Source organism: Neisseria sp. HMSC15G01, from assembly GCF_001808255.1.
GTDB classification, from domain to species: Bacteria; Pseudomonadota; Gammaproteobacteria; order Burkholderiales; family Neisseriaceae; genus Neisseria; species Neisseria subflava_A.
Genome location: NZ_KV792654.1, coordinates 82,539 through 107,746, shown reverse-complemented (window position 1 = coordinate 107,746; position 25,208 = coordinate 82,539). Strand labels below are relative to the sequence as shown.

Sequence of the window (25,208 nt, the reverse complement as noted above, 5' to 3'; positions counted from 1 at the left end):
CTTGTTAGTAAGAAATAAAGCGGACTGTTTCCCCGTGCCGCTTTATTTTAATTTTCGAAAATATGGCAGTTTAGTCATTGGTATGGGCAGTCACTTCTTCCAACGAAGTCAGGCCCTGCATGACTTTCATGAGACCGGCTCGACGCAAGTCTACCATGCCTTCCTGATAGGCCATGTTCATGATATCAACTTCTGTACCGTTGTTCATAATGACTTTTTGCATTTCATCGCTGACCGGCATGACTTCATAAATACCGACGCGGCCTTTAAAGCCTTTGCCGCGGCAGCTGTCGCAGCCAACCGGGCGGTAGAGCTTCCAATCTTGAGCCAAGTCCGCATCGGTAAAGCCGGCTTTTTTCAATGCCGGAACCGGCGGGCGTTCAACTTCGTGTTTGCAGTTCGGACACAGTCTGCGCAACAGCCTTTGCGCCATAATTAGGCTGACCGAGCTGGCGATGTTGAAAGGCGCGACACCCATGTTCAAAAGGCGGGACAGCGTGGCCGGTGCATTATTGGTATGCAGGGTAGAGAAAACCATGTGGCCGGTTTGGGCGGCTTTAATGGCGATGTCGGCGGTTTCCAAGTCACGAATCTCACCGACCATAATAATATCAGGATCTTGACGTAAGAAGGATCGGAGTGCGGCAGCAAACGTCAGGCCTTGTTTTTCATTGACGTTGACTTGGTTGACGCCCGGCAGGTTAATCTCGGCCGGATCTTCTGCCGTCGAAATGTTCACATCTTCCGTGTTCAAAATGCTCAGGCAGGTATAGAGCGAAACGGTTTTGCCCGAACCTGTCGGACCGGTAACCAATACCATGCCGTAAGGGCGGTTGATGGCCTCAAGCAACATTTCTTTTTGGAAAGGCTCTAAACCGAGCTGGTCGATATTGAGCGATGTACCATCGGAATTTAGGATACGCATCACCACTTTTTCGCCGAACAATGTCGGCAATGTGCTGACACGGAAGTCAATCGGACGGCCGTGTTTATGGAAGGCAATTTGAATTCTGCCGTCTTGCGGAATACGTTTTTCGGAAATATCCAAACGCGCCATCACTTTGATACGCGATGCCAACTGGCCGCGCACGGCGACAGGCGGCTGTACGACTTCACGCAATTGTCCGTCCACGCGGAAACGGACGCGCGCCATTTGCTCGTAGAATTCAAAGTGGATGTCCGATGCGCCAGCGTTCAGGGCATCGGATAAGGTTTTGTGGATGAAACGGGGGATAGGGCCGTCTTCAGCCTCTTCATTATCGATATAAAGCGATTGCGATTGCTGCGTTGCTTCATGTTCGTCGTTGATTTCTTTCAGAATGGTTGTCGAACGTTGACCCAGCCATTCCAGCAATGAGCTGAGCTGGTCATCGGGAACCACTACCAAATCGACACTTAAACCTGAAGCAAAAGCGATTTTTTGAAAGTTTTGGATTTGGGTCGGATCGGATACGGCGAAATAAACCTTGCGTCCGCGTTTGAAAATCGGAATGCAACGGTTTTGCACCATTTGCTCTTCCGTCAGAATGTCGCTGACTACATTATTGCGCGGGTAGTAGCGCAAATCCAAAAGGGGATAACTGAATACGCGCGCGACTAACTCTCCCAGAGCTTTAGGGGAGATGATGCCGTCTGAAAACAGGTTGGGCAGGATTTCTTTGCCCGATTGTAAAAGGCTGTTGTAATGTTCTGCTTGTTGATTTGAGATGGTTTGGCTTTGAACCAAAACACGCAATAATCCGACACTCATTTTATTTTCCGTTTCTTGTGCAGTTTTCCCTTTAATTTAGAGGAAAGCCGTATTATTTTATCATTATTATGATTAAAGCATATATTCAATTATGCAAATCTGCTTAAGTTGCAAAGATATGCTTCTGCTTTAATTGTATTTTTATTTTGGACGGCCATTATAAAGCAAGGAGAATAGGCGTTAAACTCGATATTTTGGGATTATGATGAAAAAACAACAATTTTGTCGTATGAATCCGATCAATAACGAAATTATATTTCATGTTGTTATCCCTTGTTGGGAGACGGCGGAAAAGGTTGTTTTGATGGACAGACGGTTAGAATTTGAAATATGAAAAGGCCGTCTGAAAAGAGGAAACACATAATTTCAGACGGCCTCTGTTTTTGATTCTCTTATCCGTAAATCTTGGTTCGGATTTCGACGAGGGCATTGATTGCCAAAGTGCTGTTTACAGCTTCTGACAGATCGGACTGGGCGAACAAATTTTCTACTTCGTTAATCAATGTTTCTGCACGCGCCAACAGTTCATCGTAAGGAAAAGAACCACGCTTTATGGACAGCAATTCGTCACGATTGGGACGGCGTGGACGAATTTCGCCATGAAGGGCAATATCGCGCGCGGTTTCAAGCAGGCGGAAGGTGTGCATCATATTTTTTGCATCGTAACCTTGACCGTGCGCCTGCGTGCCTTGATAGCGTGTTTCGTTGCGTTCTACCAGCCATTGTTGATAAGAGGCATATTCGCGGCAGTAGCTGCTGTATCCGTCTTGGTTGAAGGACAGATGGGCAAGCGGTGTTTCGCCTTCTGGAATAGTGCTGAGTGACAGCGTTGTGGCTTCGGGTTTGGGTGCAATACCGTGGTAGCCCATCGTGCCGTCGGCATCGTAAAACAGTGCATAAAGTTCTCGGGCGTGGGCTATTTTGATTAAGCCTACACACCTTTGTTCCATTCCACGTTGTGTAAGCCAGTACTGCAACGGTACGGTTTGCCTGCCTTCTATGATGTGGCAGAAATCAAGGATGCTTTTCTTTTCAGACGGCATCGGATTGCTGATTTTTTTATTCAATCCCCGTGCTTTTTTGATTTGTCCGTAGGCATAGCCTGCAAAACTTTGCTGGCAGGTTTTAGAGATAAACCATTCGGTTTTGAACGCATCCATCAATGGCGAACGGTATCGCACACAGTCGGAAGGGGAAGCCAGCAGCTCCAGCGTGTTCGGATTGCTTTGCAGCAGCAATTCAATAAACCGTCCCAGTTCGTAATACACAATATCGTTGGTCTCATTGCTGATTTGTGGGATGTATTCCATGCCGTAAAACATGGATTTGGGCAGGTAAAACACGCCTTTGATGTCGGTATCGGACTCGGGCGTTGCCAAACCGTAGGCGCGGCTGCCGGACACGGCTTCAAGCAGAATCAGGTTTTGCGTGTACAAGTCTTCGAGGGTCAGCATATTCAGACGGCCTTTTACGGATAAATGGTTGCCAAGGTCGAGCGGAACAATTCGTTCAAAGGCCCGCTATCGGCAGGTTCGGCAGCAGTGGCGGACAAGGCAGAAACTTCGTTATATAGGTCAACAGTCAGCTTTTGCAGCTCTGGAGATAATGTGTGCAGATAACTTTCGTTCTGCTCCGCTTTTAATGCAACCAGATCAGTAATTTGGGTAGCACAATCTGTCTGCCACTCATTCATCAACTCAACCAAAGTCATTGGCGGAATACCGCCTTGTTTCACTGCCCAGCGTGCCGCCAATAAAGGGCGCAAGACGTAAAACCATTTCTTCAATTTAATCGGCTGCGTCAAATCCATTGCTTTCAAAGCATTGCCGGCGATACCGCGATAATGGTGCAACAACGCGGCGGCTTGGACGTATTGGGGCGCAAGTTCGTTTAGATGGTCTGTGAATGCCTCATCTTGTGTATAAACAATCGGCGAACGCAACCATTCCAGCAATACGGCATTGCTTTTTCTCAACAGGCGCAAAGCCTTGCGGATGTCCCAGCCGCCTACGTCAAACCATTGGTTTTCAATAAATTCAAACGTATCTTTTGCTTCATCGATTTGCAGATAATGTTCTTGCGGGCGGATATAAACGGCGCGAACGTCATAATCGCTGTCGGGCGAAGCAAAGCCCCATGCACGGCTTCCGCTCTCCGCTGCCAGCAGAAAATGCAGTGGTTCGGCAAGTGAAATTTGAGTCAGTTTTTCTTGAATAGTTTGTTTCATTACGTTTTCCTTATTTTTGCAGAAAGGCCGTCTGAAACTGAGTAATCAGGTTTCAGACGGCCTTTTAGCTATTTAAATCCGATAGGATTGATTAGGCTTTGTTTTTCAGACGGCCATGCAATTCCTGTACGCTGTACACGCCCAAGTGTTCGCGGCTTTTTGCGCCTTCGCTCATGGCTTCGCCGCCGGCGATGGTGGTGTATTGCGGTACGCGTTGGGTGAGGGAAGTGCGGCGGATGCTGTGGCTGTCGGTAACAGATTGTACTGTGCTGCCGACGGTGTTGACCACCAGTGCGATTTCGCCGTTTTTAATTGCGTCCACGATGTGTGGGCGGCCTTCCTGCACTTTGTTGACCGCTTGCACGATGATGCCGTGTTCTTTCAAGTATTCGGCGGTACCGCGTGTGGCGCAGACACCGTAGCCGAGTGCTTGGAAGTTTTGTGCGGTTTTGACGATGAGCGGTTTATCTTCGTCGCGTACGGCGAGGAACACTTTGCCTGTTGTGCTCAAGCGTTCGCCTGCGCCGAGTTGGGCTTTGAAGTAGGCTTCGCCGAAGCTTGCGCCTACGCCCATGACTTCGCCGGTAGAGCGCATTTCAGGGCCGAGAATGGTGTCCACCCCCGGGAATTTGATGAATGGGAACACGGCTTCTTTAACGGCGTAGAAGTCTGGGATGACTTCTTTTTCTACGCCTTGCTCTTTCAGCGAAATACCTGCCATCACGCGAGCGCCAACTTTGGCGAGCGGTACACCGGTGGCTTTGGATACGAACGGTACGGTACGGCTGGCGCGTGGGTTCACTTCCAGTACGAAGACCACGCCGTCTTGTACGGCAAACTGTACGTTCATCAAGCCGACCACGCCCAGTGCGTATGCCATGGCTTTGGTTTGACGGCGGATTTCGTCTTGAATTTCTTCGTCCAATGAGTATGGAGGCAATGAGCAGCCGGAGTCGCCGGAGTGGATACCTGCTTGTTCGACGTGTTGCATGATACCGCCGATCACGACATCTTGGCCGTCTGAAACGCAGTCTACATCCACTTCGATGGCGTTGTTCAAGAAGAAGTCGAGCAATACGGGGCTGTCTTCGGAAACTTGTACGGCTTCGCGCATGTATTTTTGCAACTCTTCGGCAGAGTGAACAATCTGCATGGCGCGGCCGCCGAGTACGTAAGAAGGACGGACAACCAACGGATAACCGATTTCTTCGGCTTTAACGAGGGCTTCTTCTTCGTTGTGGGCGATGCGGTTAGGCGGTTGACGCAGGCCTAAGTCGTTCAACACTTTTTGGAAACGTTCGCGGTCTTCGGCGGCGTCGATACTGTCGGCGGATGTGCCGATGATGTTTACGCCGTTTTCAACCAATGCGTTGGCGAGTTTGAGCGGGGTTTGACCACCGTAATGCACAATCACGCCCCACGGGTTTTCGGTGCGGACGATTTCCAACACGTCTTCCAGCGTCAGCGGCTCGAAATAGAGGCGGTCGCTGGTGTCGAAGTCGGTGGACACGGGTTCGGGGGTGCAGTTGACCATAATCGGTTCAAAGCCCGATTCGCGCAGGGCGAGCGCGGCGTGAACGCAGCAGTAGTCAAACTCGATGCCCTGACCGATGCGGTTCGGGCCGCCGCCGAGAATCATCACTTTTTTACGGTCGGAAGGACGCGCTTCGCATTCCTCTTCGTAAGTAGAGTAGAGATAGGCGGTTTCGGTGGCAAACTCGGCGGCGCAGGTGTCGACGCGTTTGTAAACCGGATGCAGGTTCAGCGCGTAGCGGTGTTCGCGGACTTCTTTTTCGCTTACGTTCAATAATTGTGCCAAACGCTTGTCAGAGAAGCCTTTGCGTTTCAGACGGCGTAAAGCGGCATAATCCAAGTCTTGTAATTGGCCGTCTGAAACTGATTTTTCTTCTTTCACCAAGTCTTCGATTTGTGCCAAGAACCAAGGATCGATGGCGCAGATTTCGTGGATTTCTTCCAGCGTGAAGCCTGCACGGAACGCATCGGCTACAAACAGCATACGTTCGGGGCCGGGGTTCGCCAGTTCGCGGCGGATTTCCGCTTTGTCTTCGCTGCGCGGATTGAAGCCGCACAAGCCTGTTTCCAAACCGCGCAAGGCTTTTTGGAAGCTTTCTTGAATGGTACGGCCCATCGCCATCACTTCGCCCACCGATTTCATCTGCGTGGTCAGGCGGTCGTCTGCGGCAGGGAATTTTTCAAATGCGAAACGCGGGATTTTGGTTACCACATAGTCGATGGAAGGCTCGAACGACGCAGGCGTGCGGCCACCTGTAATATCGTTGCGCAACTCGTCCAGCGTAAAGCCGACAGCCAGCTTCGCCGCCACCTTCGCAATCGGGAAGCCCGTCGCTTTGGAAGCCAGCGCGGACGAACGGCTCACGCGCGGGTTCATCTCAATCACAATCATCTCGCCGTTTTCAGGGTTTACCGCAAACTGAACGTTCGAGCCGCCCGTGTCCACGCCGATTTCGCGCAACACTGCCAACGAAGCATTACGCATGATTTGGTATTCTTTGTCGGTCAATGTTTGTGCAGGCGCAACAGTGATGGAGTCGCCGGTATGCACGCCCATAGGGTCGAAGTTTTCAATCGAGCAGATAATGATGCAGTTGTCGTTTTTATCGCGTACAACTTCCATCTCGTACTCTTTCCAGCCGAGAACGGACTGCTCAATCAGCAACTCATGCGTAGGTGACGCATCAAAACCGCGTTCGCAAATCGCCAGAAACTCGTCTTTATTGTAGGCAATGCCGCCGCCCGAACCGCCCATGGTGAAAGACGGACGAATCAGCGTCGGGAAGCCGACCTGTTCCTGTGCCGCCAAGGCTTCGTTCATGGTGTGGCAGACAAAAGATTTCGGGCAGGAGAGACCGATTTTTTCCATCGCTTCTTTAAAGCGGCCGCGGTCTTCCGCCTTGTCGATGGCATCTTCCGTCGCACCAATCAGCTCGACATTGTATTTCGCCAGCACGCCGTTGCGCGCCAAATCCAGCGCACAGTTCAGCGCAGTCTGGCCGCCCATGGTAGGCAGAATCGCGTCAGGACGCTCTTTAGCAATAATTTTTTCCACCGTCTGCCACATAATCGGCTCGATGTAGGTAACATCCGCCATTTCAGGGTCGGTCATGATGGTGGCGGGGTTGGAATTCACCAGAATGACTTTATAGCCTTCTTCACGCAAAGCCTTACAGGCCTGTGCGCCCGAATAGTCAAATTCGCAGGCCTGACCGATAACGATAGGGCCGGCGCCGATGATAAGGATAGATTTTAGGTCGGTACGTTTAGGCATTTTTACTTTCTCACAAGATATTCAGGTTTTTAAATTTCATTATTGAGCAACTATTTCATAACCAAGAGTCTGCTTAACATGTTCAATAAAATTGTCAATACTATCTTTTCTCCATTGGGAACAAACTGATATTTGTTCACCATTTTTTAATTGAATGATTTCTTTATCCTTAATATAAAATCTACCTTCTTTTTGATAATCTTTAAGCTCGCTAAATATATTCAATACACCATTTGAGCCTTGTAATTTTTTAGGGAAAATTTGACTCAATTGGGTAAAGTTGGTTTCTGGGTTGTCTTTGCAATATTTTTTAACAACTTCCAAAACCAAACGGCCTTTTGTTAGGTTAGATTCACCATTAAATATATATTTTGTATAATCTCTGCTGTTAAATTCACGTTTTATTTCTTGATCTGAATTTTTCTTTTCTTTGATTTTTAGCTGATATTCTTCGGTCTCTTTAACAGGAATGATAGTATCTACATCCCAAATCAGGTCATTGTTTATTTCATATTGAGTAATCTTGATACATTTGATATCCAAGCCCTGCTCATTTAACCATAATACAGAATTGGTTAATTCTCTAGAGAAGTCTTGATTGACCAGAATAATTCTAATGTTATCAAAATCTAATTTGTCGATTTCTTGGTCTAAGAAATAGGTAATATCTTCCTCTGCATTTCCCTGTGCGTAATCTTGGTAATGCCTTATAACGTCTTGGATACTAAATAGCCTAATCATTGAGGCATAGCGGATGGCTTGTAAGTCCATGTGGAAACCGTCGTCATTCCGCTTCAGTTCTATTACAACCAGTTTCCCAGATTTATCCAGTGCTAATAAATCTAACCGTTTCTTAGAATCTTCACATGGGGACAGTTCTTCGCTGATAATAAGTAAATCTTCGCCTAAAATTTTAGGATTGGATTTAATAATGTTCTGTACATCCCGCTCTTTTATGTGATTGTCTTTGAATGCTATTAAATTCTGTACAGTAGCAGTTTGATCAATTTTATTAATTTTAAAGATGCTCATATGGTTAATTTCGTTCCGCTGTTTTAGTGTTGTTCTATTATCTGTAGTAAGCGTAGCAAGCCCCGTAGCCCGCATGTAGGGTGTGTGCGGTACGCACGCACGCGTTCTCCATTTTCCCTGCAACCTCAACCCACCGCGTGCGTACCTTGCGGCACACACCCTACCGACGGGTTCAAAGGTCGTCTGAAAAAACGCTCGCGGCGTTTGTTCCATATGCCTTGCGATAAAGGCCGCCTGAAAAATTCCTGCTGTTGATATTTCGGGCATTCTTTTTCAGACGACCTTTTGCGTTTTTATGTTGCACAGGCCGTCTGAAAACTTCCTTAAAAACTAGTGACAAACGTAATCAAACCCAAAATGATACCGGGGGCGTTTGCCAGTATGATGGGGTAGTCGCGTTTTTCTTTCAAAAAGCCGTAGGCAAACCATAATGTGCAGTTGATGGCGGCGACGAGGGGTTGCAACGGCGAGCCGGGGTTGCCGGCAAGGTTGTTTTGGATTTGCGGGATATAAGAAACGTACATACCGACGGCGGCCAGGGTGGCGACTACGGAGAGGATGCGCATTTGTTTTTCAGTCATGGGAGTTTCCTTTCTGACTTGAGTTACAGGGTTTTGAACTGCTTGATTTTCAGACGGCCTGCCGGATTTGACGGCCGTCTGAAAAATTCGCTTTATTGCTTCGCCGCTTTCATATTGTCAATGAATTTGTCGAACAGATAGCCGACATCCTGCGGGCCGGGGCTGGCTTCGGGGTGGCCTTGGAAGCAGAATACAGGTTTGTCTGTCAGCTCGATGCCTTGCAAGGTGTTGTCAAACAAGGATTTGTGGGTAATCCGTGCGTTGGCGGGCAGGGTGTCGGCATCGACGGCGAAACCGTGGTTTTGGCTGGTAATGACGACTTTGCCGCTGTCCAAATCTTGTACTGGATGGTTGGCACCGTGATGGCTGAAGCGCATTTTCAGGGTTTTGGCGCCGATGGCGAGGCTGATCAGCTGGTGTCCCAAACAAATGCCGAAAATCGGTTTGCCGCTTTCCATCAGTTTTTGTACGGCTTTGATGGCGTAGTCGCAAGGCTCGGGGTCGCCGGGGCCGTTGGACAGGAATACGCCGTCAGGATTGAGTGCCAATACTTCTTCCGCGCTGGTTTGTGCGGGAACGACGGTCAGGCGGCAGCCGCGTGAGGCGAGCATGCGCAGGATGTTGGTTTTGACGCCGAAATCGTAGGCGACGACGTGGTAAGGCTGTTCGGAAGGGGTAACGAAACCTTTGCCCAATTCCCATTCGCCTTCGGTCCATTCGTAAGTTTCTGTGCAGGAAACTTCTTTTGCCAAATCTTTGCCGACCATGCTGCCGAATGCGGCAATCAGTTCTTGTGCTTTTTCAACGGTGGCATCTGCACCGGTCAAGATTGCACCGCCTTGTGAACCTTTTTCACGCAACAGGGTGGTCAGGCGGCGGGTGTCGATATCTGCGATGGCGACGGTTTTGTTGCGTACCAAATAGTCGTGCAGGCTTTCGGAGGCGCGGAAGTTGCTGTGCAAGAGCGGCAGGTCGCGGATAATCAAGCCTGCGGCATAAACGCTGCGGCTTTCTTCATCTTCGGCGTTGGTGCCGGTATTGCCGATGTGGGGGTAGGTGAGGGTAACGATTTGTTTGCAGTAGGAAGGGTCGGTCAGGATTTCCTGATAGCCGGTCATGGAAGTGTTGAACACGACTTCGCCGGAAGTCGAACCTTCGTAACCGATTGATGTGCCGTGAAATACGCTGCCGTCAGCGAGAACGAGAAGAGCCGGAGTGGTCATGATGGAATCCTGTTTGCCTGATGATGGTCGGTTCGAAAAAATGGGTCGGGCCGTCTGAAAAATAAAATTGTTTACAAAAAAGACAGCCTTCGGAAATCTCGGCTAAAAAAAAACACGCTCCGCAGCTTTGATTTTGCTGTGTAACGTGCTTTTTCAGACATAGCGGTCTATGCCGTAGAAGCAGTGTATTTTAAGTCAAAGTAATAGGAATTTCAAGCGTAGAGCCAATAATCGATAATTTAAAAACGTTTTATCTTTACGGTACAGTCCCTTGCTTTTGGAATGCCTGATGAATAAGGTTGAACTAAATATTCAGTCAGGCCGTCTGAAAACTGAGCAGGCAGATTGTTTCATTTTTGTTGTGCTTGAAATGCGCGCTTAGGGAAATTCAGCCGAATCAAACATGAAACAGGCTGTTTATGCTAAAATCGTAGCCCCATAAAAAATAAAAACAACGTCATTTTTAACTGAGATTATCCGATGAAAAAAGAACACATTATGCAAAACGCTCCATCAGGCCGCCATCGCCTCATTCATGCAAGCATCGCTTCCGCTTTAGCCCTCATTAGCTTTTCCGTTCAGGCAAATCCCCAGCAATCTAAAGAAAAGAATGGTTTTGCCGAAATTCCGTTTTACCTGAAAAACGTAAACGAGCCTATTGGCCAGCCCAGAGTCAAACACAATATTATGTTTTTGATTGATGACTCGGGCAGTATGTTGGCTGATGCTAAGGGTGAATATCATGTAGATGATAAGAATAGAAAAATCAATATTGCAAAATCGGCATTAAAGAAGATTTTGGAGCGGTATAAAGATCAGTTTAACTGGGGCTTGCAGACTTTACATAATAATCCTCGGTATTGGAAATGGGATGAGGAAAAAAGGAAAAAGGATAATGCTCTTTACGCATATGCAGAATTGTCTAGCCCCGACGATGACAAAGGCGATATGAAGGATTCTGATGGCTTTACGGATGGTTCTGCCGGTCGAAACTGGGAATATGTCAGGAAAAAGGTAGACGAGATGTTGGCTTACCAAGCTACGCCGACAACGCGCCGTTATTATGAAGTTGTCAAAAATTTCGTTATTCCAAATATTAAATACCGTTGTCAAAAATCCTATGTTGTCGTGGTTTCTGATGGCGATGCCAATATGAGTTGTAGCAATCAGGCCTCTGGAGAAGACCCACGTAAATCTCCCAATACTAACTTCAATTATGACCGAAAATATTATTATTCAAACTATTACCGTGCTATTGATCGTAGCTCGGATGAGGTCTATGAATATTTTGGGCCGTCTGAAGTAAAAGCTTATGAAAATAAACATGGGCAAGGTAAGGAATTTTCAGGAATCGGCCTTAAAGGTGAAGTATATTTTGATCTGCCAAATTATGATCCGAGATTGGATACTCCTGAAGGGAAGAAAAAGTTTCAATGCCAATATACTGATTATGCAAAAGATGATGATTCAGGGGATTGGGTGCTTTTAGGTGAAAAAGATGGTAAACGAGAAGTCAAAGGCATTGGCGAAATTATTGTTCCTTATTGGGATAGGAACTATGAGGATGAAAAACGCGGTATGCGTTTCTTTAGCCAGACTTTGGCAGAAAAAGATATTAAACCTGCGATTAAGTCAGAAAATCGTCTAGATGCTGCGATTAAGCCAGAGGATCGTCGAGATGCTGCAGGCAAGAGCTGGGATGGTGATCCAAGCGATCCTAAGGGCGTAGATTATAGCAAGCAATTGGTTCAGACTTTTACCGTGGGCTTTGGTGAGGGAATCTCTAAAGTCGGGAGAGATTATCTGGAAAAGGGTGCCAGTCGCCCGGAATGGTATTTCAATGCCTCAAAACCTGAAAAGTTGCTTGAGGCCTTTAAAACCATTATCGACAATATTGAAACTGACAGCAAAATAATGAAATTTGAAGGGGCAGCTTCAACTGCGCCGGTGACGACCAGTACAGGTATTCCCAATATGGCGGCAACGGTTCATTTAAATACCGGCTCTTGGAGCAGTCAGTTGCGGTTTTATAAATTAAACCGCAATGGTACGCCTATTAATACGACTGAGTTTGTTCAGCCATCATTTAATAACCGTCTTACTTTGGTTAATGATGGCAGTAAGACCTATTTCATCGATAGCGTTGCAGATAATGAGGCTTCAAACGCCGATTTTGGCATTTCAGACGGCAGTGCGAAAGATGAGTTGAAGTTGGAATGGAAAAATGCATTGTTGAAATGGACTGGCCGAGCAGGTAGTGATGAAGCCATCAAAGCGGATGCAGAGGCAAAAGGTTATAGTCAGTCTTATCGTATCCGTCCGACTGACCCTAATGATCCAAATAAAGATGAACGTAATTTGGGCGATATTTTAGACGGTTCGGTTGCGGCTATTGGCAATAAGCGCGACAACCGTCAAGAGTTTTTGGTTGCCGCTGCCAATGACGGTATGGTACATATTTTCCGTAATGGTACGCCTAGCAATCCTTATGACTTGAAACTCAGCTATATTCCGGCAGGTATGGAACGTGAGGACGAGAAAGGTCAAGCAACAACTTTGGGCAAAGTCCTGAAGGATATTGCTCGTGAGGGCTATGGCTCCAGCACGCCACACCGCTATATGGTCAATGGTGGCTTTGTTCTCCGTCAAACACCTGATAAACAAACCTTTATGTTTGGTGCAATGGGTCAGGGCGGACGCGGTGCATATGCGTTGAATATTGATGCGGTAGCTAACAGTGATCGTAGTAGTTGGAATACGACTGTGCCTTTGTTTGAAACAAAAAAAGGCACTGGCAATAAGCTGGGTTATACCATTGGTTCGACACAAATCGGCCGTGTTTCCATCAAGCGCGATACCACTCCGGTCAATTTGAAATCTGATGTGCGCTATGCGGGTTTCTTGGCCAGCGGCTATCGTACTGAAGATGTGAACAGTGTCGACAATGAAACGGCTTTATATGTCTATGATATGACAGGTAAAGAAGCTGGTACGCAAGATACCGGCAAAAATGTTTCTAGTGCCGGTAATCTCTTGGCTAAAATTCCTGCACCGAATGGCAAAGGTGGCCTCTCCACCCCCACTTTGGTAGACACCGATTTTGACGGTATTGTCGATATTGCCTATGCAGGCGACCGTTATGGCAATATGTTCCGCTTCGACTTGAGAGGTAAAACCCCGTCTGAATGGTCGGCGCAAATGATTTTCCAAGGTTCGGGTAATCAACCGATTACGTCTGCGCCTGCGGTATCACGTCGTGGTAAAGACAAGTATGTCGTCATTTTTGGTACGGGTAGCGAGATTTATCAGAATGAACTAGAAGGTACCAACGGACAAATCAATGCCGTTTATGGTATTTACGACGATGTGTCTACTGATGAATCTAAAAAAGCGGTTTTGGCAAACAGCAGTGAGTTGGAGCAGCAAACCAGAGAAAGTGACGGCGAACATATTTATGTCAGCAACAATAAGGTTGGTGAAGGCAAAAAAGGCTGGAGTCTGACTTTAGGTCCGAATGAACGTGTGACTGTCAAACCGACGATGATTTTGCGTACAGCTGTTCTGACCATTCGTAAGTATGAAAGCAAAACAATTCATACTGATTCTTCCAGTACCGATGTTTGTTTGCCGGACAGCACGTCCACACAAACGACAGCGAAAACGATTATTCTGGGCGTAAATGCCGAAAACGGCGGCCGTTTGGGCTTGCGTGATGCTCGTATCTCCAGTAAGGATCGTAAGTTTATCAGGCGCGAGAATAATGGCCAGATTGATTACGCCAACGGTATGACTTTTGATGGCGTTATCAACTTTACTTATATGAATTCCAGTAAAGCCGACGATTCTCCGGTAACTGCCGATGGCGATAGTGGTGGCACGGGTACGGATAAGGAGCTGAACGCCACGCCGAGCGTGCCAAATAATAAATGTTTTGCAACCAAAGGTGATCGCAGTCTCTTGTCTAACCAACTGGTCAGCCTAAAAGTAGAAGGCCGTACATGCGGACTCAAACGTATCAGCTGGCGTGAATTGTTCTTTTAATTTGTAAGGCTTGAATATCGAGGCCGTCTGAATTTTTCAGACGGCCTTTTCTGTTGAGTAGTAGTAATTCAAAAATGTTGGATTGGTGGATAGAAAAGCTTGTTTGAGGGCAAAACAAGCTTTGATCAAATTGAAAGCTTGGATAGAGCTAAACGACAGATTTGGACTATTCTTTTTTTAAATTTCTACCATTTGGCTGATAAGTTAAAAGGCCGTCTGAAAAGTATCTTTTCAGACGGCCTTTGATTTAAAGAGAACGAGTCAAGGAGCGCATTGTTAGATGCTGTTTTTAATGATTTTCCGCAGGGTGGAGAGTTGCCGGCGGCTGACGGGCAACGGGGTCGGAATATCGAGAATTTTAGCGCTCCACGTGGATGCGGATTCATCGTTTTCGTCATCGTCCAGTCGAATCAGACTGTCGAGGGTGTGGCGGAAGACGAGGGCATTGCGGTGGATGCGGATGACTTTGTCGCCCAGCAATTCTTCCCAGTAAACCAAGGTCTTCGGTAATTCGTAGCTTTGGCCGTCGCCAGTAAACAGATAGACGGTTTTGTGTTCCGCCATCAGGTAACGCGCCTGTTGCCATGGAATTTCAACCATGCGTTCGCGGTTGTACACTTTGAAATGGGTAAAACTGTCTGCTTTTTCGCGGTTTTTCTCGATGATGCGGTCAAGCGCGGTTTGCAGGCGGGTCATTTTGATCGGTTTGAGCAGATAGTCTGCGGCAGCCAGCTCAAATGCGCGCAGGGCGTGTTCTTCGTAGGCTGTGGTGAAGACAATTTCCGGCTGGCGCTTGGCGGTACGCTTAATGCGTTCGACAAATTCGAGACCGTCGATTTCCGGCATGCCGATGTCGGCAAAGACGATGTCAACTTCGTGGACGCTCAGCCACTCCAATGCTGGCATGGCATGGTGAAAGACGTTGAGCAGTACGACATTGCACTCTTCCAATAATACACGTAAGCGTTCTGCTGCTAATACTTCGTCTTCTACAATAATGGCACTTGGCATAGCGGTATTCTTTTTGTTGTATCGTGGGAGATCTGTCGCGCTTTGTCGTCCTTGATAACGCGTCAGCCGTATGTTGTTGTCAGCTTGAAATTATCAGTTTGTGACAATTTTAGGAAATTTTTAAAATATACATGATTTTTCGCTTCTTGGGCATGGTTTGGGATGAATCGGAAGATTACTTACATAATTTTATGAAATATTGTAATACCTAGAGTAATTTTGTTGTAATTGCGCTAATTCAGTCCGTGATAATGGACGATTTTGGGATTTTGTCCATTTGCCAGTGTACCACCGCCCAATCAAGCAATTCCTGCGGACGGTTCACGGTAGGTGCATCGGGTAGGTTGAGGTAGGTTAGGACTTGGCGTAGGAGTTGTTCTTTTTGATTCAAATCCAAAGCCGGGGCAAGGGTTTGTTTCGACCATTTTTGCCCTTGGTTGTTGGTCAATAGGGGAAGGTGGGCGTAGGCCGGTGTGGGAACGCCGAGGCATTGTTGCAGATAGATTTGGCGTGGCGTGGAAACGAGCAAGTCCTGACCGCGGACAATATGCGTTATTCCTTGGTCGGCATCGTCAGCAACCACGGCAAGCTGATATGCCCAATAGCCGTCGGCACGAAGTAGGACAAAATCGCCGATGTCGTGCGCCAGATTTTGTGCGTAATGTCCGACAATGCCGTCTGGAAAACCGATTACGCGATCGGGCACTTGAATGCGCCATGCCGGCGTTTTGTTTTGCGTGTCGGGTCTTTGCTGAGGATTGCGGCAACGGCCGTTATACACAAATCCGTCTGCGCCATGTGTTGCCGCCGCCTGCCAGTCTTTGCGGCTGCAATAGCAGGGATACACCAGCCCGGCTGCTTTAAGGCGGTCGAGGGTGTCTTGATATAGGTCGTAACGGCGGCTTTGATAGGCGATTTCGCCGTCCCACTCAAAGCCGAAAGCTTCAAGCGTGCGCAAAATGTCGTCGGCGGCGCCGGGCATTTCACGCGGGGGGTCAAGGTCTTCAATGCGGACCAGCCATTTACCCTGATGAGCGCGCGCGTCAGCATAGGAGGCAACGGCGGTCAGTAGGGAGCCGATATGAAGTAGGCCGGTAGGGCTGGGGGCAAAACGTCCTATATACATGGCAGGGTGGTTTTGTAGGGCAGGGGCAGTATGCCTGCACGGTATTCAAATCGTGATAGAAAAGGGTGTGCCGTACACGCCCGAATTTGGGTTTCAGACGGCCTGAGACTTTTCAAAATGATTTAAGTTTCTTTGCCGCCCGTTCAATCCGCTTAAGCCAAGGGAGCCAGTAGGTTGGCGAAGGCTTCTTCAAATTGTTTCAAACCGTCTTCCTGTAAACGAGTTGCCAAAGTTTCAACATCAATGCCGAGTTTCGCGGTTTCGGCAAGCTGCGCTTGGGCTTCGTTCACACCTTCGGTTAACGTGGCTTTGGCGGTGCCGTGGTCGATAAAGGCTTTGAGTGTGGCATCGGGAACGGTGTTGACGGTATGGGCGCCAATCAGGCTGTCAACGTACAAAGTGTCAGGATAGGCAGGGTTTTTCACGCCGGTAGATGCCCACAGAAGTTGTACGCGGTTGGCACCTTTTTCGGCAAGTACGGCAAATTCGCTGCTGCCGAAGTATTGCGCCCAATCTTGATAGGCGGCTTTGGCCAGCGCAATGGCGATTTTGCCTTTGAGGTGGTCAGGCAGGGTGGCGTCCAATGCGGCATCGACACGGGAAATAAAGAAGCTGGCGACAACTTGGATATGGGAAACGTCGTGTCCTGCTTCCAAACGTTTGGCAATGCCGCGCGTGTAGGCTGCATAGGCTTTGAGGGTTTGGGCTCGGGAGAAAAGCAGGGTCAGGTTGACGCTGATGCCGTCTGAAACGAGGGTTTCGAGTGCTTCGATGCCTTCGTCGGTTGCCGGTACTTTAATCATGGCATTTTTGCGGCCGATGGCGGCGTGCAGGCGGCGCGCTTCTTCAACCGTGCCTTGTGCGTCTTTGGATAATTCAGGCGAAACTTCGAGGCTGACGAAGCCGGTTTTGCCGCCGGTGGATTCATGTTCGGCAAGGCACACGTCGCAGGCGGCTTGTACGTCGGCAACCGCCATGGTTTCGTAGCGTTGTTTCGGGGTCAGGTCCTGCTGTTTGAGCGCGGCTACTTCATCGGCGTACAGGGCGTCTCCGGCAAAGGCTTTTTGGAAAATGGCAGGATTGGAAGTTACGCCACACACACCTTGCTTCAGCATTTCTGCCAATTCGCCGCTTTGTACCAGCGAACGGGAGAGATTGTCCAACCAGATTTGTTGTCCTAATGCTTTAACGTCCGATAAAATAGTCATCTCTGATTCCTTTTACATAATAGGTTTGTTTGTGAAGTGGCGGTAATGCTACGCCGATTCGATGAATTTGAACAGTTTACAGCCGATTAATTTGGGCAAAACAAACCTAAATTCAAGCACGAAAGGCGGCTTTGATGGCGGAAAACACACTTTATCTCGACTGGGCGCGCGATGTATTGGATACGGAAGCCGAAGGTTTGCGTGAAATTGCGGCGGCTTTGAACCATGATTTTGTCCGTGCGGCGGAAGCGTTGTTGCACTGCAAGGGCAGGGTGGTCATTACCGGCATGGGTAAGTCCGGACACATCGGCCGCAAAATGGCGGCAACCATGGCTTCCACCGGCACGCCTGCGTTTTTCGTCCATCCTGCCGAAGCAGCGCACGGCGATTTGGGCATGATTGTGGACCACGATGTCGTGGTTGCCATTTCCAATTCCGGCGAAAGCGATGAAATTGCAGCGATTATTCCGGCGTTGAAACGCAAAAACATCACGCTTATTTGTATCACTGCTCATCCGACTTCGACCATGGCGCGTCATGCCGATATCCATATTACCGCGGCAGTTTCCAAAGAAGCCTGCCCGCTCGGCCTTGCGCCGACTTCCAGTACGACCGCCGTGATGGCGTTGGGGGATGCGCTGGCAGTGGTATTGCTGCAGGCGCGTGCGTTTACGCCGGACGATTTTGCTTTAAGCCATCCGGCCGGCAGCTTGGGTAAGCGCCTGTTGCTGCGCGTGGCGGATATCATGCACAAAGACGAAGCCCTGCCTGCCGTTTTGTTGGGTACGCCGTTGAAAGAAGCCATTGTCCGCATGAGTGAAAAAGGCTTGGGCATGTTGGCGGTAACCGATGCCGAAGGCCGTCTGAAAGGCGTATTTACCGATGGCGATTTGCGCCGTCTGTTTCAAGAACGCGACAGCTTTGCCGGTTTGAAAGTGGACGACATCATGCACGCCTCTCCGAAAACCATCTCTGCCGACCGCCTTGCCACCGAAGCTTTGAAAGCCATGCAAAGCGGCCATGTGAACGGTTTGCTGGTGGTCGAAGAAAACGGCGTGCTGATTGGTGCGCTGAACATGCACGATTTATTGATGGCACGAATTGTCTGAATCGACGGCAAAAACGTTTTCAGACGGCCTTATGCTAGAATAGGCCGTCTGAAATAAGGAAACCTTATGCAAAACCTCTCTTCCGACCTGCAACAACGCGCTTTAGGTATCAAACTGCTGATATTAGATGTAGACGGCGTTTTGACCGACGGCCGCATTTTTATCCGCGACAACGGCGAAGAAATCAAATCGTTCCACACTTTGGACGGACACGGTTTGAAAATGCTTCAGGCCGGCGGCGTGCAAACAGCGATTATTACCGGCCGCGATGCGCCTTCCGTCGGTATCCGCGTGAAGCAGCTCGGTATCAACTATTACTTCAAAGGCATTCACGACAAACGTGCCGCCTATGCCCAATTACGCGAACAGGCCGGTGTGGAGGAGCATGAGTGCGCCTTTGTCGGCGACGATGTTGTCGATTTGCCCGTGATGGTGCGTTGCGGATTGGCGGTCGCCGTCCCTGAAGCGCATTGGTTTACTTTGCAATACGCCCATTATGTAACCCGACGTTCCGGCGGCGCAGGCGCGGTGCGTGAAGTGTGCGATTTGATTATGCAGGCGCAAGGTACGCTTGAACCTGCTTTGAAAGAGTATGTACGATGAAAATCAGATGGCGTTACGGAATCGCTTTTCCGCTGGTGTTGGCCGTTTCACTCGGCGCATTGGCGGCGTGGCTCGGCCGCATCAGCGAAGTGCAGGTCGAAGAAGTCGTCCTCAATCCGAATGAGCCGCAATATTCGATGAAAGGTATCAACGGCAAACGTTTTGACCAAGAAGGCCGTCTGAAAGAAAACCTGAGTGCGGTCGATGCCGTCCAATATCCGAATAGCGCGGATGTGCATTTGGATAAACCACACCTTTCGTTTTACCGCGACGGCAGCCTGTTGTACGAAGTCGGCAGCGACAAGGCAGCATACAATATTCAAAACAAAAAAGTCGTTTTTGAACAGAATGTTGTCTTAAACAAAGCAGCAGATGCCAAGCGTTTGGCCGGCATCGTCAAAACCGAACGTTTGAATGTCGATACCGAGGCGCAATACGCCCATACCGACAGCCCCGTTACTTTCCAATACGGACAGTCCGGCGGTCAGGCAAACGGCATGACTTATGACCACAAAACCGGTTTGCTGAATTTCCCTTCCAAAGTGAAAGCCACAATTTATGATACAAAAAATTTGTAAAACCTTAGCCCTTGTTGCCGTTTTTGCCGCCAGCCCGGCCTTTGCCCTGCAAAGCGACAGCAAGCAGCCGATTCAAATCGAAGCCGACCAAGGCTCGCTTGACCAAAACAACCAAAGCACCACCTTTTCCGGCAACGTCATCATCAAACAAGGCACGCTCAATATCCGTGCCGGCAGCGTAACCGTTTCACGCAACGACAAAAGCGAGCAGTTGATGAAAGCCACCGGCTCTCCCGTCAAATTCAGCCAAGAGTTGGACGGCGGTAAAGGCGTGGTCAACGGCCAAGCCAATACTGTAACGTATTCTTCCGCAGCCAACCTGGTTACCCTGTCCGGAAATGCCAAAGTACAGCGCGGCGGCGATGTAGCCGAAGGTGCGGTCATTACGTACAACACTAAAACCGAGGTTTACACCATTAACGGCAGCGCCAAATCCGGTGTGAAATCCGCCGCCAAATCCGGCCGCGTCAGCGTGGTCATCCAGCCGTCCAGCACGCAGAAAAACAAATAAGAAAACACACAAAAAGGCCGTCTGAAAAAGGTTCAGACGGCCTGAGGTCAATATCGAAAGTCAACAGAATATGAGCGCAAACAACAGCCGTCTTGTGGTTCAAGACCTGCAAAAAAGTTTCAAAAAACGCCAAGTCGTCAAAAGCTTCTCCCTTGAAATCGAAAGTGGCGAAGTCATCGGCCTGCTTGGCCCCAACGGCGCAGGTAAGACCACCAGCTTTTACATGATTGTCGGCCTGATTGCCGCCGATGCAGGCAGCGTGATGCTGGACGGACAAGAGTTGCGCCACCTGCCCATTCACGAACGCGCCCGCCTCGGCGTCGGCTATCTGCCGCAGGAAGCCTCGATTTTCCGCAAAATGACCGTGGAACAAAATATCCGCGCCATTTTGGAAATCAGCATGAAGGACAAAAGCCGCATCGATGCCGAACTGGAAAAACTGTTGGCCGATTTGAACATCGAACGCCTGCGCAACAACCCCGCGCCGTCTTTATCCGGTGGCGAACGCCGCCGTGTCGAAATCGCGCGCGTGTTGGCCATGCAGCCGCGTTTCATTTTGTTGGACGAACCTTTTGCCGGCGTTGACCCGATTGCCGTCATCGATATTCAGAAAATCATCGAGTTCCTCAAATCACGCGGTATTGGCGTATTGATTACCGACCACAACGTGCGCGAAACCCTCAGCATCTGCGACCGTGCCTACATCATCAGCGACGGTACGGTATTGGCTTCAGGCAAGCCGGACGACTTGGTCAACAATGAACAAGTCCGTTCGGTTTACTTGGGTGAAAATTTCAAATATTGAATGCATATTTGACGGCAATCGTAAAACCGGTTTCACACGAGGCTCTCATTTCAATTGAGGGTAACTGTAAATATTGAAATAATTACTAAGAATACAAATATAATACCTATAACCTAGTTTTTCAGACGGCCCTCCGTACAAAGGCCGTCTGAAAAACTATCTATACACTTCGAAAAAAAACGCTATGTCTTCACTCGTCCTTAAACTCAAACAGACCCAGCAGCTCAACCAGCGGCTGCAGCAGTCTTTGCGCATCTTGCAGATGTCGGGTCTTGAGCTTGAGCGCGAAGTGGAAGACTGGTTGTTGGACAATCCTCTGCTTGAGCGTCCGGAAACTGATGAGTTTGCCGATAGCGGGCTCAACCGTGCGGTAACCATGCCGCGCGCAGGTCAGCAGTTGAGTGGCGACGATGCCGAAGATATTTGGAGCAACATCGCCGAAGAAGAGGATTTCAAACACTATCTGCATGCCCAAGTGTGCGAGCATCCGCTCTCGCAAGTGGAAGCGGCCTATGTTCACGTCTTGATTGATTTTTTGGATGAACAAGGCTACCTCACCGACAGTCTCGAAGAAATCATCTACCACACGCCGTTGGATTGGATGCTGGACGAAGAAGCCCTGCAAAATGCGCTGGATGTATTGCAAACCTTTGAGCCGCCCGGCGTAGCGGCGGCCGATTTGACCGAGTCGCTCATGCTGCAATTAATGCGTTTGCCGGCTTCTCCTGCCCGACAAATGGCCGCGCATTTGGTGCAAAGTTCGCTTCAAGAGTTAGGCAAAAACCGCAAACAAAACGTTCTGCGTTTCCGCAAACTCTATCCCGATACCGACAGCGAAACCATAGAAGCCGCGCTCGATATGATTGCCGAGCTCAATCCCTATCCGGCCTACGGTTTCGCCTCTGCCACGCCTACACCTTATATTCAGCCTGACGTTTGGGTCAAAGAGGGCAAGGACGGCTGGGAAGTCATCAGCAACGAGGCGGCTTGGCCGAAGCTGCAGCTCAATCAGGAATATTGCGACCTGATGAAATCGGCGGAAGAGGGCGCGCCGAAGTGGAAGGAAAAAATCAGTGAAGCCAAACAGCGCATTGATTCTTTGGAACTGCGCAAAAGCACAGTCCTCCGCCTTGCCGAGTATATTGTCAAAAATCAGGAAGATTTTTTCATCTTCGGAGAAATCGGCCTGTCGCCCATGCTGATGAAAGATGCCGCCGCCGAATTGGGTTTGGCGGAAAGCACCATTTCGCGCGCTGCCAACCAGAAATATTTGTCTTGCCCGCGCGGCCTGTTTGCGTTACGCTATTTCTTCACACAGGCAGTCAATGCCGATGATGACGGCGAAGGGTTCAGTCAAGGCGCAATCAAAGCTGTCTTGAGCCAGCTGATTGAAAGCGAAGACAGCAGCAAACCTTATTCGGACGAGGCCCTCGTCAAATTATTAAAACAACGCGGCATTGAAATCGCCAGACGTACAGTTGCTAAATATAGAGAATCATTAGACATACCACCGGCACACAAACGAAAATTTACCGAGTAGATATATTCCGATCCGTTTTGACGGACTAATCAACCGAAGGAGCTGTATCATGAATCTGAAAATCACCGGTCTGAATTTTGATGTTACCGAAGCCATCAAAAACTATGTTTCCGACAAGTTGGCACGAATCAATCGCCACGCCGACAACATCATCTCTGTGACCATTACGCTCTCGGTGGAAAAAGTCAATCAAAAAGCCGAAGCCGATGCGCATCTGGCAGGCAAAGATTTGCACGTTGAAGCGATTGAGCAGGATATGTACGCCGCGATTGATGTTTTGATGGACAAGCTCGACCGCGCTGTTTTGAAACATAAAGAAAAAAGCGGCGATGTCCGCAGCACTGTCAAACCTGAAGCAGAATAAAGTTTTTGTATGATAAAGGCCGTCTGAATATTCAGACGGCCTTTTGTTTTGCTAGAAGTTTTAGACTGGCAATCTAGTTACTCACTTTTTGACCATTCCACGGTGCCACTTTAAACAGCAGCAACATGCCCGGTATGCCCAAAGCAAAACACAGCCAGTAGAAATTGAAGTAACCCATCGCTTCAATCAGATAGCCTGCCGTTGCGTTCATAAATGTACGCGGTACGGCAGATAGGCTTGTAAAAAGGGCTAATTGCGTTGCCGTAAATGCCGTATTGGCTTGTTGCGCCATATACGAGACAAACGCTGCTGTGCCTAAGCCGACGCCGATTGCTTCAGCCGCAATTACAACCGCTAAAAAGATTCGTTCCGATGCACCGACATGGTCAAAATGTCCGAAGCTTGCCAGCCATGCAAAGCCTAAAATGGTGACCCACTGTATCAAACCGAATAACCACAGAGCACGATTAACCCCAAGTTTGGTGATCCAAATGCCGCCGATAACGCCAAAAATTACAGCCGGCCATAAACCTGCGTTTTTTCCAATCAGACCAATATCGGTTTTAGAGAAGCCCATATCGAGATAAAACGGTTGAGCCAAAGCAGTTGCCATGCTGTCGCCCAGTTTATACAGCAAGATGAACGCCAAAATAGTCAAAGCCTGCTTCACACTCTGGCGGGTAAAGAAATCGTGAAATGGTTCGATAACGGTTTCTTTTAAGCCTTTGGTTTCAAGAGTTGAGTGATCTGGCTCGCGTGCTATGAACAAGGTCGCAAGTAAACCTGGGATCATAAACAGGGAAGTAATGATGAAGACGGTTGACCAAGGCAATCTGTCGGCCAAAATCAGACTTAATGAGGCCGGAATTAATGAAGAAATACGGTAGGCATTCACATACAGCGAGTTGCCTAATACCAATTCTTCATCTGACAGTACTTCGCGTCGGAATGCATCAATCACAATATCTTGGCTGGCGGAGAAGAATGCTGTAGCACAAGCTAAGCCTAAGATGATGGATAAATGTTCTTGCGGTCGGACAAATGCATAGGAAGCCAAAAGCAATAGGAGTGCTATTTGGGTAATCAGCATCCAACTGCGCCGTAAACCTAAAAATGGCAGGCGTACGGTGTCCAAAAGAGGTGACCAGATGAATTTCCAAGTGTAGGGGAAACCAATCAATGCAAATAGTCCAATGGTTTTCAAATCAATGTGTTCGCTACGCAGCCATGCTGGAATCAGGCTGTATAGAAAATAAAGCGGCAACCCCGAAGTGAAGCCTGTGAAAATGCAGATCAGCATTTTGCGCGAAAAAATCTTGCGCCAAGTGCTGGGTTGGGGTGCGGTTGTCATAGTGGAATCAATAAAAAAGAAAAGGGATATTGTAGCAAAGATGGGGGATATGGCGAATCAACTTCTGCTATCTTTATTGAATAATAAAAGGCCGTCTGAAACTTTGACAAATTAAGTTTCAGACGGCCTTTTGTTGGAACAACTGGTTTGGCGGGCAACGGAGACTTCAGGACGGAAGAAGGGTTGCTTGGGTGTATTCATAAAATTGAAGTTAAGAAAGTTTCAGACGACCCCTAGAGATCGTTTGAACGATGAGAAATATCAGTGGTAATTTGTGCCGTCAGTGTAGCCGTTTCCTGATTTGTCCACAGCAAAAGCAGAAATCGGACCGATCGTTACTGTCCCTTTAGGCTGAGTTTCTTGGTAATACTCATATGCTGCAACACCCATACCAGTTGCAGCACCAACAGCAGCACCAATTGTGCCACCGACCATAATAGCTGGTCCGGCAGGAATACTGCCAAAAGCTATACCGACACCCAGACCAATACCTGCACCAATTGATCCCCCTATTTATGCACCATTTGCTCCTCCTTGAAGGATTCTCTCTCCTAAGCCTCCTCCATAAATTAGTTCCAGATCCTCAATGGATAGTTCAATCATGTTATTTTTCCTTTTCAAAAAAATTAGATGTAGAATATTGAGTCAATACACCCAATATGGAAAAAATAATAAAAGCATGAATATAAATCATAAAATCAACATTATCTCCTTGGTAGCTTTCATAAATAAAAACGATTGGTATTGATATACAAATTAAAATATACAGGTACTTTGAAATTACCAGTAACTTATACACAAATTTTGATTTCATAGCCTAGTCTTTCATTTGAATAAAATC

Annotated in this window: 20 protein-coding genes; 8 read left to right on the top strand and 12 right to left on the bottom strand. The window is 48.4% G+C overall.

What is annotated here, in order from left to right; genetic code table 11:
- Positions 1–70: 70 nt before the first annotated feature.
- The 7 genes from pilB to carA form a co-directional block, all read right to left on the bottom strand.
- A complete protein-coding gene (pilB, locus tag HMPREF3139_RS00735; RefSeq protein WP_070459513.1) occupies positions 71–1,750 on the bottom strand; it encodes a type IV-A pilus assembly ATPase PilB in 1,680 nt (559 codons plus the stop codon).
- 392 nt (positions 1,751–2,142) lie between these two features.
- Positions 2,143–3,204, bottom strand: a complete 1,062-nt coding sequence (locus HMPREF3139_RS00730; protein ID WP_070459510.1) for a nucleotidyltransferase domain-containing protein — start codon at positions 3,202–3,204, stop codon at positions 2,143–2,145.
- Positions 3,205–3,218: 14 nt separating this feature from the next.
- A complete protein-coding gene (locus tag HMPREF3139_RS00725; RefSeq protein WP_070459507.1) occupies positions 3,219–3,977 on the bottom strand; it encodes a nucleotidyltransferase domain-containing protein in 759 nt (252 codons plus the stop codon).
- A gap of 91 nt (positions 3,978–4,068) precedes the next feature.
- A complete protein-coding gene (carB, locus tag HMPREF3139_RS00720) occupies positions 4,069–7,284 on the bottom strand; it encodes a carbamoyl-phosphate synthase large subunit (protein WP_070459504.1) in 3,216 nt (1,071 codons plus the stop codon).
- Positions 7,285–7,323: 39 nt separating this feature from the next.
- Positions 7,324–8,583: a PDDEXK family nuclease gene (locus tag HMPREF3139_RS00715; RefSeq protein ID WP_049322554.1), complete on the bottom strand. Its 1,260-nt coding sequence runs from the start codon at positions 8,581–8,583 to the stop codon at positions 7,324–7,326.
- Between the two features lie 56 nt (positions 8,584–8,639).
- Entirely contained in the window at positions 8,640–8,897 is a 258-nt protein-coding gene (locus HMPREF3139_RS00710; RefSeq protein ID WP_003748323.1) for a SemiSWEET family transporter, read from the bottom strand.
- A gap of 92 nt (positions 8,898–8,989) precedes the next feature.
- The gene (gene carA / locus HMPREF3139_RS00705) at positions 8,990–10,120 is read right to left on the bottom strand and encodes a glutamine-hydrolyzing carbamoyl-phosphate synthase small subunit (protein WP_070459501.1); all 1,131 of its coding nucleotides are present in this window, start codon (positions 10,118–10,120) and stop codon (positions 8,990–8,992) included.
- Positions 10,121–10,600: 480 nt separating this feature from the next.
- On the opposite strand from carA, the gene pilC reads away from it, so the two are divergent.
- Positions 10,601–14,161 carry a PilC family type IV pilus tip adhesin gene (gene pilC / locus HMPREF3139_RS00700; protein ID WP_070459498.1) on the top strand — a complete coding sequence of 1,187 codons (3,561 nt, stop codon included), beginning with the start codon at positions 10,601–10,603 and terminating at the stop codon, positions 14,159–14,161.
- A gap of 276 nt (positions 14,162–14,437) precedes the next feature.
- Here the strand turns inward: pilC and HMPREF3139_RS00695 are convergent, their stop codons facing one another.
- From HMPREF3139_RS00695 to tal, 3 genes are all read right to left on the bottom strand, one after another.
- Positions 14,438–15,172 (bottom strand): LytR/AlgR family response regulator transcription factor, encoded by a 735-nt coding sequence (locus HMPREF3139_RS00695; RefSeq protein ID WP_070459495.1) that lies wholly within the window; start codon positions 15,170–15,172, stop codon positions 14,438–14,440.
- Between the two features lie 238 nt (positions 15,173–15,410).
- On the bottom strand, positions 15,411–16,298 hold the full coding sequence (gene gluQRS / locus HMPREF3139_RS00690; protein WP_070459492.1) for a tRNA glutamyl-Q(34) synthetase GluQRS: 888 nt from the start codon (positions 16,296–16,298) through the stop codon (positions 15,411–15,413).
- Between the two features lie 152 nt (positions 16,299–16,450).
- Positions 16,451–17,506 (bottom strand): transaldolase, encoded by a 1,056-nt coding sequence (tal, locus tag HMPREF3139_RS00685; RefSeq protein WP_070459489.1) that lies wholly within the window; start codon positions 17,504–17,506, stop codon positions 16,451–16,453.
- Positions 17,507–17,640: 134 nt separating this feature from the next.
- Here tal and HMPREF3139_RS00680 point away from each other — a divergent pair, with 134 nt between their 5' ends.
- From HMPREF3139_RS00680 to raiA, 7 genes are all read left to right on the top strand, one after another.
- A complete protein-coding gene (locus HMPREF3139_RS00680) occupies positions 17,641–18,615 on the top strand; it encodes a KpsF/GutQ family sugar-phosphate isomerase (RefSeq protein WP_070459486.1) in 975 nt (324 codons plus the stop codon).
- A 66-nt stretch (positions 18,616–18,681) separates the two neighbouring features.
- Entirely contained in the window at positions 18,682–19,218 is a 537-nt protein-coding gene (locus HMPREF3139_RS00675; RefSeq protein WP_063069321.1) for a KdsC family phosphatase, read from the top strand.
- Positions 19,215–19,796, top strand: a complete 582-nt coding sequence (gene lptC, locus HMPREF3139_RS00670) for an LPS export ABC transporter periplasmic protein LptC (protein WP_003686789.1) — start codon at positions 19,215–19,217, stop codon at positions 19,794–19,796. The genes HMPREF3139_RS00675 and lptC overlap by 4 nt, the downstream gene beginning before the upstream one ends.
- Positions 19,777–20,307 (top strand): lipopolysaccharide transport periplasmic protein LptA, encoded by a 531-nt coding sequence (gene lptA / locus HMPREF3139_RS00665; RefSeq protein ID WP_003748337.1) that lies wholly within the window; start codon positions 19,777–19,779, stop codon positions 20,305–20,307. The genes lptC and lptA overlap by 20 nt, the downstream gene beginning before the upstream one ends.
- A 70-nt stretch (positions 20,308–20,377) precedes the next feature.
- Entirely contained in the window at positions 20,378–21,112 is a 735-nt protein-coding gene (gene lptB, locus HMPREF3139_RS00660; RefSeq protein ID WP_070459483.1) for an LPS export ABC transporter ATP-binding protein, read from the top strand.
- Positions 21,113–21,296: 184 nt separating this feature from the next.
- Positions 21,297–22,652, top strand: a complete 1,356-nt coding sequence (gene rpoN / locus HMPREF3139_RS00655) for an RNA polymerase factor sigma-54 (RefSeq protein ID WP_070459481.1) — start codon at positions 21,297–21,299, stop codon at positions 22,650–22,652.
- A 49-nt stretch (positions 22,653–22,701) separates the two neighbouring features.
- A complete protein-coding gene (gene raiA / locus HMPREF3139_RS00650; RefSeq protein ID WP_003686778.1) occupies positions 22,702–23,016 on the top strand; it encodes a ribosome hibernation-promoting factor, HPF/YfiA family in 315 nt (104 codons plus the stop codon).
- Between the two features lie 73 nt (positions 23,017–23,089).
- Here the strand turns inward: raiA and HMPREF3139_RS00645 are convergent, their stop codons facing one another.
- Both HMPREF3139_RS00645 and HMPREF3139_RS11135 read right to left on the bottom strand, forming a co-directional pair.
- The gene (locus HMPREF3139_RS00645) at positions 23,090–24,367 is read right to left on the bottom strand and encodes an AmpG family muropeptide MFS transporter (protein ID WP_234395504.1); all 1,278 of its coding nucleotides are present in this window, start codon (positions 24,365–24,367) and stop codon (positions 23,090–23,092) included.
- A gap of 261 nt (positions 24,368–24,628) precedes the next feature.
- On the bottom strand, positions 24,629–24,802 hold the full coding sequence (locus HMPREF3139_RS11135; protein ID WP_225905495.1) for a hypothetical protein: 174 nt from the start codon (positions 24,800–24,802) through the stop codon (positions 24,629–24,631).
- Positions 24,803–25,208 lie beyond the last annotated feature (406 nt).